The organism is Mucilaginibacter sp. OAE612, assembly GCF_041806395.1.
Classification (GTDB): domain Bacteria; phylum Bacteroidota; class Bacteroidia; order Sphingobacteriales; family Sphingobacteriaceae; genus Mucilaginibacter; species Mucilaginibacter rubeus.
Genome location: NZ_JBGMUW010000001.1, coordinates 693,642 through 706,735 on the forward strand (window position 1 = coordinate 693,642; position 13,094 = coordinate 706,735).

At 43.5% G+C, this 13,094-nt stretch carries 13 protein-coding genes; 8 read left to right on the forward strand and 5 right to left on the reverse strand.

All coding sequences use genetic code 11. The features are described 5' to 3' along the window. Positions 1-22 precede the first annotated feature (22 nt). Positions 23-1,159 carry an L-rhamnose/proton symporter RhaT gene (gene rhaT / locus ABID99_RS03120; RefSeq protein WP_373612816.1) on the reverse strand — a complete coding sequence of 379 codons (1,137 nt, stop codon included), beginning with the start codon at positions 1,157-1,159 and terminating at the stop codon, positions 23-25. Between the two features lie 218 nt (positions 1,160-1,377). On the opposite strand from rhaT, the gene ABID99_RS03125 reads away from it, so the two are divergent. Next, complete coding sequence (locus tag ABID99_RS03125) at positions 1,378-2,871, forward strand: gluconokinase (protein ID WP_373612817.1); 1,494 nt, start codon at positions 1,378-1,380, stop codon at positions 2,869-2,871. 19 nt (positions 2,872-2,890) lie between these two features. Here ABID99_RS03125 and ABID99_RS03130 read toward each other — a convergent pair whose 3' ends face one another. Continuing rightward, the gene (locus ABID99_RS03130; protein WP_373612818.1) at positions 2,891-3,529 is read right to left on the reverse strand and encodes a phosphatase PAP2-related protein; all 639 of its coding nucleotides are present in this window, start codon (positions 3,527-3,529) and stop codon (positions 2,891-2,893) included. 145 nt (positions 3,530-3,674) lie between these two features. Here ABID99_RS03130 and ABID99_RS03135 point away from each other — a divergent pair, with 145 nt between their 5' ends. The 3 genes from ABID99_RS03135 to ABID99_RS03145 all read left to right on the forward strand — a co-directional run bounded on the left by ABID99_RS03135 (position 3,675) and on the right by ABID99_RS03145 (position 5,561). After that, positions 3,675-4,094: a MerC domain-containing protein gene (locus tag ABID99_RS03135; RefSeq protein ID WP_373612819.1), complete on the forward strand. Its 420-nt coding sequence runs from the start codon at positions 3,675-3,677 to the stop codon at positions 4,092-4,094. A 214-nt stretch (positions 4,095-4,308) separates the two neighbouring features. After that, positions 4,309-4,755 (forward strand): Fur family transcriptional regulator, encoded by a 447-nt coding sequence (locus ABID99_RS03140; RefSeq protein WP_373612821.1) that lies wholly within the window; start codon positions 4,309-4,311, stop codon positions 4,753-4,755. Continuing rightward, positions 4,752-5,561: an N-acetylmuramoyl-L-alanine amidase gene (locus ABID99_RS03145; protein ID WP_373612822.1), complete on the forward strand. Its 810-nt coding sequence runs from the start codon at positions 4,752-4,754 to the stop codon at positions 5,559-5,561. Before ABID99_RS03140 ends, ABID99_RS03145 begins: the two co-directional genes overlap by 4 nt. A gap of 109 nt (positions 5,562-5,670) precedes the next feature. Here the strand turns inward: ABID99_RS03145 and ABID99_RS03150 are convergent, their stop codons facing one another. Together ABID99_RS03150 and ABID99_RS03155 are read right to left on the reverse strand one after the other, a co-directional pair. Continuing rightward, on the reverse strand, positions 5,671-6,507 hold the full coding sequence (locus ABID99_RS03150) for an aminotransferase class IV (protein ID WP_112653632.1): 837 nt from the start codon (positions 6,505-6,507) through the stop codon (positions 5,671-5,673). 75 nt (positions 6,508-6,582) lie between these two features. Further along, the gene (locus ABID99_RS03155) at positions 6,583-7,617 is read right to left on the reverse strand and encodes an RluA family pseudouridine synthase (protein ID WP_090528176.1); all 1,035 of its coding nucleotides are present in this window, start codon (positions 7,615-7,617) and stop codon (positions 6,583-6,585) included. A gap of 75 nt (positions 7,618-7,692) precedes the next feature. Between ABID99_RS03155 and ABID99_RS03160 the strand changes: the two genes are divergently transcribed. After that, complete coding sequence (locus tag ABID99_RS03160; RefSeq protein ID WP_188834798.1) at positions 7,693-8,589, forward strand: 1-aminocyclopropane-1-carboxylate deaminase/D-cysteine desulfhydrase; 897 nt, start codon at positions 7,693-7,695, stop codon at positions 8,587-8,589. Positions 8,590-8,730: 141 nt separating this feature from the next. Here ABID99_RS03160 and ABID99_RS03165 read toward each other — a convergent pair whose 3' ends face one another. Continuing rightward, the gene (locus ABID99_RS03165) at positions 8,731-10,755 is read right to left on the reverse strand and encodes a PAS domain S-box protein (protein WP_188834799.1); all 2,025 of its coding nucleotides are present in this window, start codon (positions 10,753-10,755) and stop codon (positions 8,731-8,733) included. Positions 10,756-11,089: 334 nt separating this feature from the next. On the opposite strand from ABID99_RS03165, the gene lat reads away from it, so the two are divergent. From lat to ABID99_RS03180, 3 genes are all read left to right on the forward strand, one after another. Continuing rightward, complete coding sequence (lat, locus tag ABID99_RS03170) at positions 11,090-12,421, forward strand: L-lysine 6-transaminase (protein ID WP_188834800.1); 1,332 nt, start codon at positions 11,090-11,092, stop codon at positions 12,419-12,421. Positions 12,422-12,645: 224 nt separating this feature from the next. Beyond that, entirely contained in the window at positions 12,646-12,891 is a 246-nt protein-coding gene (locus tag ABID99_RS03175) for a hypothetical protein (RefSeq protein WP_373612824.1), read from the forward strand. Positions 12,892-12,895: 4 nt separating this feature from the next. Next, positions 12,896-13,084, forward strand: coding sequence for a hypothetical protein (locus ABID99_RS03180; protein ID WP_373612825.1), 189 nt, complete (start codon positions 12,896-12,898; stop codon positions 13,082-13,084). Positions 13,085-13,094: the final 10 nt, after the last annotated feature.

Here is a 13,094-nt window from a genome sequence, read left to right on the forward strand (position 1 = left end):
GTTGAATTATTGAGTTAATGAATTATTGATTTGTTTTTATCGTTGGCTTACTTAGCTCGGCTTTTACTGTCGGTTTTTCGGGTTTTATCTTATTTCCATATCCCACAACCAGTACCGATATTACAATTACTGCTATACCGGCTATTACCGTTGCGAATGCTTTTTTACTTACGCCTTTCCATTCTTTAAGTACCAGGCCCCACGTATTAGCAATCAGGATAATGAAAGCCATGTGCAAGATCCAGGAGCTGGCGCCATTACCCATTTTGCTTTCGCCCATACCGTAAAAAAAGAACTGTAAAAACCAGGTTGTGCCGGCCAGTGCCGCAAACAGGTAGTTTTTAAGCAGCGGTGTTTTTTTATCGGTATAATTATCAAACGTTTTGTTGCGGGCATTTAGCACCATACACCATATAAAGTTAGTGGTTAAGCCACCCCATAGTATAATAATATAGGTTACATTGTTTGAAAACAGGAAATTACCTTGTCCCGGATGTGCCGCCTGCCAGATCTGGTTAGCGGTATCGGCCATTGGTTTCCCGGCTTCAATACCGAAGTTGAAACAAGCGCTCAGGATCCCCGAAACTACCGCCACCAGTATACCTAAACCAAAGCGGTAATCTTTATTCTCCTGGGCTATGGTTTTATCGGCCGAGAGTTCTTTCTCTTTCATCATACCTGCTTTACCGCATATAATAATGCCCACTACACAAAGCACAATGCCCAATAAAACCATCTGCCCCCATTCGCTGTGCAGCATCAGCGTAAAAGTATCTTTTCCCTCTTTCGGGAAAAGGTCATAATACACCGATGGAATTATCGATCCAAAAACCGAGCATAAGCCCAGTATAATGGTGCTACCCAGCGATACTCCCAAGTAACGTACCCCTAATCCATATGTTAAACCGCCAATGCCCCACAGCAGTCCCATAAGGTACGTCCAGCCAAGGGTAGCAGTATCCGTATGGCTTATAATATCGGCAAAGCCGGGAATAGTAAGCCATGCTGCCAGCGGTGGCACAATGAGCCAGGAAAAAATGCCGCCTACTATCCAGTAGCTTTCCCAGGCCCAGCCTTTTATTTTTTTGTAGGGGATGTAAAAGCTCCCCGAAGCAAAGCCACCGATAAAATGGAAGATGACCCCTAAAATTACTTGCATATTCTCTGATTGGTTTATATTGGTAAGGCTAATGTAGATAATTTAAATGCCGGAACTGTCCTTTGCTGTCATGGGTGTGACCGGTAGCTGTCTGAACTCGAATTTGGGGGAATTAACGAATGAACAGAATGCTAATCAATTCAATAATTCTTTAATTCGTTTAATTCAGTTCAGACAATCCCGGTTCTGTTTATTATTTTGGCGTTAAATACATCACCATGCAGGCATATATTTTAGGTATTGATATTGGCACCGGCAGTACAAAGGCCGTAGCGGTAAGTTTAACGGGCGAACCATTAGGTACAGTATCCAATCATTATCCCATTAATAGCCCTGAACCCGGTTACAGCGAACAGGATCCGCTGTTGATTTGGGACGCTTTTGTAAAATGCCTTGCCGGTATTACTGCCCAATTGGGAGCCGTTCCGCAGGCCGTCAGCCTGAGCAGCGCCATGCATAGTATTATTCCGGTTGATGAGCATGGCGAAGCACTGCTGCCTATGATGACATGGGCAGATGCGCGGAGCGAGAGCATCGCGCAGGCATTGCGTGCAACAGAAAAAGGTGAACGCCTTTATCATAACTGCGGCACAGCTATTCATGCCATGTCGCCCCTAAATAAGTTGCTGTGGCTGCGTGATAATCAAAGTAAGATCTTTGAAGCCGCCCATAAATTCATTTCGATAAAGGAGTTTATCTGGTTCAGGCTTTTTGGTGTTTTTGAGGTTGATTATTCCATTGCGTCGGCTGCAGGATTGTTTAATATTGTAACCAAAGATTGGAATGATGAGGCTCTTACACTCACCGGTATTACTGCTTCAAAATTATCCATCCCGGTTAATACCACTTATTACCGTAACAATATCAGGCCCGAAGTAGCTGGATTAACCGGGATAAATGCCGGTACCCCTTTTGTTATAGGGGCAAGTGATGGGGCATGTGCTAATTTAGGCAGCCACACTACCGGCCCGGATGTAGCGGCGCTTACTATAGGCACCAGCGGCGCGGTACGCATTACCAGCCCGAAGCCAGTTTACAATTACGAAGCCATGGTTTTTAATTACCTGCTTGATGAGCAGACTTATGTATGCGGCGGAGCAGTAAATAACGGAGGTATAGCGGTAAACTGGCTGCTCAAAAACTTTTTGCAAAAGGATAACCTTACCGCTGCTGATTATGACGCTTTGTTTAATGAGATAGCAACTATACCTGCCGGCAGCAACGGGCTTATATTTTTACCCTACCTGTACGGTGAACGCGCCCCGCTCTGGGATACCAAAGCCTGCGGCACATTTTTTAATATCAAACCGGCACATACCCGGTCGCACTTTTTACGTGCGGGGCTTGAAGGCATTTGCTTTGCGCTGAATGATGTGCTTAAAACATTGGAAGATGCATCGGGCGGGATTACACAAGTCAATATCAGTGGTGGTTTTACCAGCTCAGCAGTATGGACACAGGTACTGGCAGATATCACCGGGAAAAGGCTCGCAGTGCTTCAGTCTGAAGATTCATCGGCGCTCGGCGCTATTTATCTCGCTGCACGGGTATTATATCCTGAAAGTTATGGCATGCTTACCCGTGTTGAACAACAGGATTTTATCGAACCAAATACTAAAAACCATGAGGTTTATAGCGGGATGTTCCCGGTATTTAAAAAGCTGTACAGTGATTTAAAGGACAGCATGCAATTGGTGGATGGATGGGAGTGAAGCCGGATTAAAAAAGTTATCATTCCAGCCCCAGCCATTTAACCAATCTCCAGCAACCATATACAAAAAATGGCGCGGCCACTACATCAATAGTATAATGAATATGCTGTATCAACAGTAATACAACCAATACTATCGCGCAAATTAATGCGATCAGCTTGTCTGTTCGCTTTTGCAGGTGGAGGTACACAAGTACCATGGTTGCCGTGTGGCCCGAAAAAAACAGGTCTTTGGTGATAAACGTATGCCCGTAAAACACGCTTGTGCTTGGGTCAATAAGCGGGACAAGGCCCACTGGCGGATTGAGCTTGACCAGGCCGATGGTAATAAACCGGGCAATACAGACAAAATTCAGTGTCCAGATATAAGTGATACATATCCTCGGGTTATAAAGCGCCCGCCACATCATGAGCAGGCCCATGCTCCAGATGAGTATAAAAATCGGGACTGAAAGATCGTAAGAGGGTAAATGGGCCAATACCCAATCATTAAGTACAACGCCGTCCTGCCTTTTTTCGATGTATTTAAAAAAAGAGGGTAACAGGTTAATGATGATGACTATGACCATAGTGGCGCCCAGTAACTTGAGCCTGCTGGCCCGGGTATCGTAGGCACTCTGCCAAAGCTGTTTTATATGATAAATGGAGGCTAAATTCAATCTGTGTTTTTTTATAAAGCCTGCAAAAATACAGTTTGCTGATTAATATTAAGTAATTGTCAGGTATTTGTTAATTTAATAAACGCAAATATGGATAGTGAAAACAAATGCAATTGTGTTGCATTAACTTGTTTATATTTGCGGCATGGATTTTCAAAAGCTTTCACCCCGGCTGGATAATATTGGTATCACCGCTTCAACGCTTTGTGCTATCCATTGTGCAGTAGTGCCTTTGCTGTTTACGAGTTTGCCCCTGGTGGGCCTTGGTTTTTTGGCTAACGCCTGGGTAGAGTGGGGGATGATCATTTTCGCCCTGGTTATAGGAGTGTATTCTATAGGCTTATCCTACTGGCGTACGCATCGCCGTTCAGTTCCACTATTTATGCTTGTATCAGGTTTTGTTATCATCATGGGAGGGCACGCGTTTACAATAACAGGAAAATCCGAGGCTATGATAGTTCCTGTTGGAGGCTTGCTGATAGCCGCCGCGCATTATATAAATTATAGGTATACCGGTGCCTGCAATCATAATCATAAAACATATAAACTTAAAAAGGTTGAGTAATGGATAAGCGCCACAGGAAATTCTTTTATGCGTTTTTGCTGTTCAACTGCTTTTTGAGTCCGGCTTGTAACCATGAAAAGCATGGTGCCTTGGCTGTATCAAACCATCATACTAAGCCAATAAAAAATACCGTTATAAAAGCCGGCAACTAATGGCGCATATTATACGTACCATTATTAAATTAGCGGCCTTATAATTATTACCCAATTAATACATGACACAAACCCGCGATATACATCATTTTGAGCACCTGCTTGATAAGCATCACCTGAAAAAAACCGCGCCCAGGCTGCGGGTTTTATCCATGATGTCGTCAAGACATTCGGCTACCTCGCAGCCCGACCTGGAGAGCCTGATGCATGATATCGACAGGGTTACCCTTTACCGGATCCTCAATGCTTTTGAAGAAAAAGGGATCATCCATAAAGTATTTGATTTAAACGGTACGGCAAATTATGCCCTTTGCTCGTCGAGCTGTAATGAGCATGACCACCATGACGAACACCTGCATTTTAATTGTACCCAGTGCAAAAATGTATATTGCCTTAATGATATGAACCTGCCGGTGATAGATCTTCCAGCGGGTTTTGAGTCGCATGGCTTTACCCTGTATGCTCATGGCTTATGCCCCAGGTGCAGTAAAAAGGCGGTGAAAAAATGAAATACATCGCTTTGCCCGGGATGATCATCCTGTTATTCCTGTTTCAAAATTCATTCGCGCAGCAAAAAGATACTATACCTGCTGTTACAACTTTTAGGTTTAAAACGGTTGTTATTGATGCCGGGCATGGCGGCAAGGATGCCGGGGCGCGTGGTTCACATTCGTTTGAGAAAAATGTAACACTGTCAATAGCCCTGAAGCTCAAGGCAGCTCTTGATACGGCCATTACTGATGTTAACGCTATCCTTACCCGTACCGATGATACCTTTATCCCGCTAAACCAGCGCTCGGCTATTGCTAATCAAAACCATGGCAACCTGTTTATTTCCATTCACTGCAATTCATCGCCCGAGGGCACTGCCGCACGTGCACACAAGCAAAAAGGTGTGCTGATGCTGGTATACGGTTTCCACCGCCTTAAGGAGCAGGAAGAGGCCGTGCGCGAGAATGCTTCTATTTTCCAGGAAAAGGATTACAAGCAGAACTACGAAAGCTATGATGAAAGCGATCCTTCAAACCTGATCGTACTGAATGCTTATATTCAGAAATACCGCAAGCAAAGTATCCGTTTTGGCGACCTGCTTGACGATGAGTTTACCGGCGTAGATGGCCGCGAAAGTAATGGTGTGAAAGAACAGGGAGTATTGGTGCTGGCCCATAGCGCTATGCCTGCGGTATTGATAGAAACCGGTTTCATTAATAACCCCGAAGAGGAGGAATACCTTAACTCGGACGAAGGGCAGCACGAAATTGTAATGACGATCATCAGGGCACTTCGGAATTACCGCAAGGCGATAGGATCATAAAAAGCTTAAAGCTGAAAGCCCGATCTTCCGTTACATGGGCTATAGGATTTCTCCTCAATCCGGCGCTTTGCCCTTGCTGTACGGCGAAATGATGTAAAATATGTTCAACTTACAGTTTATTCAACTCATCCATCAGTACCTTGCTGTACTGATTAAAATAGCGCCTTACCCCAAAACCCATAACGGTTTGGATACCGCGGGTGGCGTTGGTTAAAAATACTTCATCAGCCTCGTATAAAATATCAGGGTTGATCTGGGCTTCGGTGATATCAATATTGTTTTCCTTTGCCAGTTTGATCACTACCTGGCGCATTACACCTTCAACGCAGCCCTCGCTTAGCGCCGGGGTATATAAATGGTTTTGGTAATTGATGAAAATATTGGAACTGCTGGCTTCGCACAGGTTACCGCTTTGGTTCAACAAAAAAACATCATCCAGCTTGTTTTGAGTTTTGTACAAACCCGCCATTACATAAATAAGCGAGTTGCAGGTTTTAATGTTTGATAGATAGTTGGACGGTTTAGGCAGTTCCGTAAACACATCCATGATCAGGCCCTTCTCATTCAAAAAATACCTGGGCTCTTCGGATGGGGTTAGCTCCAGGCAATAACCCATTTTATTTTGAGTAGGGGTATACAAGCCTTCGGCATCGCGGTAAACTGTCAGGCGCAGCCTGCCGTGTTTAACTTTATTTCTGCGGGCAAGCTCATTAACTATTTCGTTCAGAAACCAGGTATCCATTTGCGAATAACCATCAATTTTAAGGGCTTTCATGCCCCGCTGTAGCCGGTCGGCATGCAGTTCGGCAAATTTCAGTTTCCCTTTCATTAGTCGCATGCTTTCAAACAGGCCGTCGCCATATTTAAAGCCCCTGTTACCAATGGTAAGCAATGGTGTGTTTTGGGGGAGATATTCGCCGTTAAAATTGATGAATACGGGCATCATAGGACGGATAGATGTTATAATTTGATCGTGTTGTTAATAATTACCGGGTATTGTTGCTCTTCTATCTAACGTCTGTTATTTCGTATCTGTATCGCTGTACTTTCGCCATTTTGCAAGTACGGCCTCAAAATCAGCCGGCAGCGGCGATTCAAAATGCACCTGCTTTTTTAATGTAGGATGTAAAAAGCCCAGTGTTTGTGCATGCAGGGCTTGCCGCGGCATCAGCTCAAAACAATTTTCAACAAACTGTTTGTACTTGCTGAACATGGTGCCCTTTAAAATTTTATCACCGCCGTAAGTGGCGTCGCTAAACAGGGGGTGACCGATATGCTTCATATGCGCCCTGATCTGATGGGTACGGCCGGTTTCCAGCTGGCACTCAATCAGAGTAACGTAACCCATTCGCTCTAAAACTTTATAATGCGTTACAGACCATTTTCCTTTTTCAGGATCATCATATATCGACATTACCCGCCTGTCGGCCACACTGCGGCCAATATAGCCGGTAACGGTGCCATCTTCAGGTAAATCGCCCCAGGCAAGCGCTATATATTTACGGGTGATGGTATGCTCAAAAAACTGCTTAGCCAGCCAGTTCATGGCACGTTCATTTTTGCTGATAAGCAGCAGGCCTGAAGTATCCTTGTCAATGCGATGCACCAGCCCCGGCCTGCCGTCGTTGCCCGGCAGGGTTGGCAATTGCTGAAAATGGTAAACCAGCGCATTCACCAACGTGCCCGTGTAATTGTTATAGCCGGGGTGAACCACCATACCGGCTTCCTTATCAACCACCAATACATCATCATCTTCATAAATAATATTGATGGGGATGTTTTCGGGATATACTTCCGTATCGCGCGGCGGGTGCGGCAGCACTACCGAAATTATATCAAGCGGCTTTACCTTATAGCTCGATTTGATGGTTTTATCGTTCACCAGCACATTGCCAAGCTCAATGGCATTTTGAATGCGGTTGCGCGAAGCATTCTCCACGCGGTGCATCAAAAATTTATCAATCCGCAAAAGCGACTGGCCCTTGTCAACCACTACGCGTAAGTGTTCGTACAAGTCCTGTTCTTCCTGCTCAATAAGTTCGGGTTCGTGTGCCATTTGAGGCGCAAAAGTAATCGTTTTTTATGGTAGGTTAAACGTAATATTGCAATAGCATTAACGCCGTATTATTTTATGAACATTGAGCTTGAAATTTTTAGCCCGGTACAGCAAATCAGTAACCCCCTGTTTGATGACTACGGCGTTAAAGTTTTCATTAAGCGCGATGACCTGATCCACCCCATGATATCGGGCAATAAATGGCGTAAGCTTAAATATTTACTGAAACAGGCGCAAACTGCACAAAAAACACACCTCGTAACTTTTGGCGGCGCTTACTCCAACCACCTGATGGCCACAGCCGCGGCTGCCGCAAAGTTTGGTTTTAAAGCTACCGGCATAGTTCGCGGCGAGAAGGTTGATAACGATACCTTGTTTTTATGCCGCCTGCATGGTATGGAACTGCAGTTTACCGATCGCGAAAGCTATCGTGATAAACTTGCCCTGTTTAATCGGTATTTTGGTAATGATGAACAGGCTTTTTTTATTGATGAAGGCGGCGCATCTGCCGAAGGGGCCAAAGGCTGCAGCGAACTGGTTAACGAACTAACCGAAACCTACGACCATATTTTTTGTGCCTGCGGTACCGGTACAACAGCGGCGGGTATCATTAACGGATTAAATGGTCATCAGCTTAAAACAAAATTCAACGCGGTGCCGGTTTTTAAGAACGGTGGTTTTATTAAGGAGGAGATAGACCGGTTTTTAACGACCCCGGCAGAATATAACATACATACCGATTACCACTTTGGCGGTTATGGCAAAACGAATGACGAGCTCATCAGTTTCATTAAACAATTTGTTGCTGCAACAGGGATATTGATAGAACCTGTATATACCGGCAAAATGATGTATGCCCTATATGATTTAATAAGCAAAGGGCACTTTAAACCCGGCAGTAAAATCCTGGCTATTCATAGCGGGGGTATTTGGGGATTATTGGGGATGAAAGAAAAGTTTAATCAACACTAATTACACGAGTGAGGTCGAATTTTCGCGAATTGGAATTAAATAGCACTAATTTCACAAATGCGTCCGAATTTACACGAACCAACTAATTCGTGTAATTCGTTCTAATTGCTCAATAATACGCTAAGCATTCGTGCATAAATTTCAATTCGTGTTTATCGGGATCTCAAAATGGAAGGTTGACCCTTCGCCGTAAGTGCTTTCAACCCAAAGCCTGCCCTGGTGACGGTTAACAATTTCCTGGCAAATGTACAGGCCAATTCCTAACCCCGACATGTGAGAGGCGAGGTTCTCAACGCGGTAAAAACGTGAAAACACCCGTTCCAGTTGATCGGGCTGGATGCCGATACCAAAATCCTGTACCGATACCCTGAATTTATTGTTGATAACAAGGGCCTCGATGATCACTTTATCTGCCTTTGGCGAATATTTAACGGCGTTGGTTACCAGGTTAATGACAACCTGCTCAATACGCTGGCTATCGGCATGGATAATTAATTCCCCGGCAGGTAAATTTAAAAGGAGCTGATGGGAGGGGCCGGTTTGTTGCAGGATCTCCCTCAATTCGGTAAGCAGTTTGATCACATCAAAATCGGCATAAGTAAAAGGCAGTTTACCGGTCTGGATTTTGGTAACATCAAGCAAGTCTGATATCAGGATGGTTAATTTGCCCACCTGTTCCAATGCCCTGTTGGCCAGTACTTTGCTTTTATCATCCGGAGGGAGGTTACGGGCTATGATTTGGAGGTAGCCCTTTAAACTGGTGACCGGTGTTTTTAGCTCATGGCTTGCAAGCCCTATAAACTCGTCCTTTTTTTCATTAAGCTCTTTAATATTTTCATAAAGCTTGGCGTTATCAAGTGCTACCGCGGCCTGGGCGGCAACAGCCAAAACAAGCTGCTCATGTTCCCTGGTAAACCTGGCCGGTTGTTCGTGTCCAAAAAATAACCCGCCAATCACCTCGCCCGATTTGCCCCTTACCGGAACAGCGAGGTAGCTTACCACCGGCAGGTGCCCTTTAGGCTGGCCAAAATGTGGTGCATTTTTTCCGTAGCGTGGGTCTTTGGTTATATCATCAACCCTTACCGTTCCCTCACCACTGAAAGTAGGGTGAAAGACTGCCGTATTACGTGGCATGCCAAATTTTTCAAATGCCTCACGCGGCGCGCCCGAAAGCGTGAATAGCATATATGATTCGCCCTGCTCGTTAACCTGGTTGTGAAAAAAAGCGCCAAACTGTGCGCCGCACAACTGGGTGGTGGCATCGGTAACTTTTTGCAGGATATTTTGAATATCCAACTCGGCCGAAATAACCTGTCCTATGGAGTTTAAAATCTCCAGGCGTTCGGCATACTGTTGTAATCTTTCTTCTGATTTTTTTTGCCTGCCTATATCGCGGATTATTTTTGAAGCCCCTATTACCTTATTGTTGTTGTTTCTTATGGGAGATATGGTAAGCGAAATTTGTATTTCCTCGCCGCTTTTTGTTTTACGTATGGTTTCAAAATGTTCTATCCGTTCGTTAGCCCGTATTTTATTAATAATCATTTCTTCCTCATCATAACGGTCTTCCGGTATCAAAACCGTGATATGTTTGCCTATGATCTCATCTTCGGTATAACCAAATAAACGTTGGGCCGCGCCGTTCCAGCTGGTAATTACACCATCAAGGTTTTTACTTACAATGGCATCTTCTGATGATTCGATGATAGAGGCCAGCATTCCTTGCTTCGATTCGGCATTTTTTTGTTCGGTAATATCTATCAGTGTATTGGCGGCGCCTGCCAGTTCGCCATTTTCATTAAAACGGGGCTTAGGGTTGGATAATATATAGCTTACACTTCCATCGGGACGTTTAATAAGTATTTCCTGCTGCTTTACAGCCTTGCCATATTTTAATACTTTACCCGTTGGTGTTTCATCGGGAGTTAATAGTATACCGTCGGAGGTAAATATCTCCCAGTTTACATACCACTTGTCTTTATTGGTTTCAGGCGTTTTTCCCCAAAGCTTTATTGCCGCCTTGTTAAAAGAGGTTATATAGCCCTCTTTATCGCAGGTATAAACTGCAACGGGCAGGTCTTCAAGTAAATCCCAGTCGGCACTATCGTTAAATGTTACTTTTGGGACCGGTTTTGAGTGGCTGGCAGATAATGGTTCTTCTCCCATGGTTATAAATATCCCCTTTGGTTGTATCTGGTACTAATTTAATATTAAAATAATCAATCTATGTTAAATTAATTAAAAAGAAAATTTTATTAAACTATCCCGTTACAATTCAGGTTCGCAGATGGAGGAATTTGATTGTTAACCGGGCGGAAAATGCAAATTTCGGCTGCGTTTTTTTATGAATACGGTGGTTGAAGCAGGTGTACCGGTTTTGAGTTTGGTACAAAAAGTAACTTTAAACAATTTAAAGTTACTTTTTTGTCAATCGGTTCAAAAACCGCTTAAATTTTGATTTTAGGCGGTTTTTACTAAATTTGTAATAAACCAAATTAATATGTACAACCTACTTGTTTCTCCGCAGGATGTCCAGGCATCGCTTCAAAAGCATGTACTGGCCGATGGATTCGACCTCACTTTTGATATGGAAAAAAGTAAGGGTGTTTACATTTATGACGCAAAATATAACCGTACGCTGCTTGATTTTTTTACCTGCTTTGCTTCGGTACCTTTGGGCTATAACCATCCCAAAATGCTGAATGATGAAGAGTTTAAGAAAAACCTCATGCTTGCGGCATTAACCAATCCGTCAAATTCAGATATCTACACTACGCAATACGCCCAGTTTGTTGAAACATTTGACAGGATAGGAATTCCTGAATATTTGCCACACGCTTTTTTCATTGCCGGTGGTGCGCTGGCCATCGAAAACGCGCTGAAAGTAGCTATGGACTGGAAAGTGCAGAAAAACTTTGCCAGGGGTTATACTAAGGAAAAAGGTTTTAAAGTATTACACTTTGAGCATGCTTTTCATGGCCGCTCGGGCTATACACTGAGCCTTACCAATACGCTGCCAAATAAAACCAAGTGGTTTGCCAAGTTTGACTGGCCGCGGGTATCTGTACCTTATATGAATTTCCCGTACAGCGATGCCAATCATGAGGACCTGCTAAGGAGGGAGCAATTATCGGTGGCACAAATCAGAAAAGCATTTGAAGATAATAAGGATGATATATGCGCCATAATTATTGAGCCTGTACAATCAGAAGGAGGCGATAACCATGTACGCAAGGAGTTTTTGGAAAAACTGCGTGAGCTTGCCGATGAGTACGAGGCATTGCTGGTATATGATGAGGTGCAAACAGGTGTTGGTTTAACCGGAAAATTCTGGTGTCATGAGCATTTTGGTGAAAAGGCGCGCCCGGATATCATAGCTTTTGGCAAGAAGATGCAGGTTTGCGGCATATTGGCTGGCAGGCGCATTGACGAGGTTGAAGATAATGTATTTAAAGTATCATCGCGTATCAACTCAACCTGGGGGGGCAGCTTGGTTGATATGGTACGCTCGTCGAAAATAATGGAGATTATTGAGGAGGATAACCTTTGTGATAATGCAGCACTGATGGGAGAGTACCTGCAAAACGGCTTGAGCGAAATTGCCGAAAGACATCCGGTTGTAAGTAATGTAAGGGGAAAAGGATTGCTTACAGCTTTTGATTTTCCGGACAAAGCAATAAGGGACAGCTTTATTAAAAAAGGTTTTGAAAATAATATTATGTACCTTGGCTGCGGCGAAAGGAGTGTGCGTTTCCGCCCCGCGCTGATCATTGAAAAAAGCCACATTGATATAGGCCTTGATATGCTTGAACAGCTTTCGGTCACTTTATAATACAGTAAATAAAGAAAATTAATCCCGGCTACAGCTAAATCCGCTCATGAAACGGATGAAATTAACTAATATTTAATAAGGTAAAATCGACATCTATTATTTGCAAAAATGGAAAGATATTAATATACGCTACTTTTTTTCCAAAATACGCTATATTTTTTGTTATTATTCCGATTAGATTTGTTGCAACCCTATTAAAGTAACGTAGTTCTATTTCAAGCACCATGAGCAAACACATAGAGAAATTAAAGAAACAACTGGTTGAAGTTGCCGAGGTTGTAAACTCATTCAAATCTGAAGCTGTGCAGGTTCGAATAATTGACCGTTTACTGGAAGTTATGATCGAATCGGAGAAAGTAGATGCCGAGGGTGTTGAAATGTTTGGTAAAAAAGTAAGGAAATTACGCGTTGAAGATGAAGGCGGAGGTGTTTCAGGACGTAAAAAGCCCGGCGTCTACCAAAATACTTAATCAATTGCTAAATACAGATTTCTTTGATAGTCAGCGGTCTATTTCATCAATTGCCAATTACTGTAAAGAACAGTATGATTCTGATTTTAAAACATCTGAACTTTCAGGGATTCTGTTAAAATTAGCTAATGAAAATAAGCTCAGGAGGGAGCGGAGTAATGAAAACAATCGCTTTGAATATATTAAAGCATAAGTATCATCAT

Bases quoted from the DNA above. Each gene is read 5' to 3' on its own strand.
- ABID99_RS03145 (WP_373612822.1), top strand. From the start codon at position 4,752: ATGAAATACATCGCTTTGCCCGGGATGATCATCCTGTTATTCCTGTTT.
- ABID99_RS03175 (WP_373612824.1), top strand. From the start codon at position 12,646: ATGAGCAAACACATAGAGAAATTAAAGAAACAACTGGTTGAAGTTGCC.
- ABID99_RS03165 (WP_188834799.1), bottom strand. From the start codon at position 10,755: ATGGGAGAAGAACCATTATCTGCCAGCCACTCAAAACCGGTCCCAAAA.
- ABID99_RS03140 (WP_373612821.1), top strand. From the start codon at position 4,309: ATGACACAAACCCGCGATATACATCATTTTGAGCACCTGCTTGATAAG.
- ABID99_RS03150 (WP_112653632.1), bottom strand. From the start codon at position 6,507: ATGATGCCCGTATTCATCAATTTTAACGGCGAATATCTCCCCCAAAAC.
- ABID99_RS03160 (WP_188834798.1), top strand. From the start codon at position 7,693: ATGAACATTGAGCTTGAAATTTTTAGCCCGGTACAGCAAATCAGTAAC.
- lat (WP_188834800.1), top strand. From the start codon at position 11,090: ATGTACAACCTACTTGTTTCTCCGCAGGATGTCCAGGCATCGCTTCAA.
- ABID99_RS03155 (WP_090528176.1), bottom strand. From the start codon at position 7,617: ATGGCACACGAACCCGAACTTATTGAGCAGGAAGAACAGGACTTGTAC.
- rhaT (WP_373612816.1), bottom strand. From the start codon at position 1,159: ATGCAAGTAATTTTAGGGGTCATCTTCCATTTTATCGGTGGCTTTGCT.
- ABID99_RS03135 (WP_373612819.1), top strand. From the start codon at position 3,675: ATGGATTTTCAAAAGCTTTCACCCCGGCTGGATAATATTGGTATCACC.
- ABID99_RS03125 (WP_373612817.1), top strand. From the start codon at position 1,378: ATGCAGGCATATATTTTAGGTATTGATATTGGCACCGGCAGTACAAAG.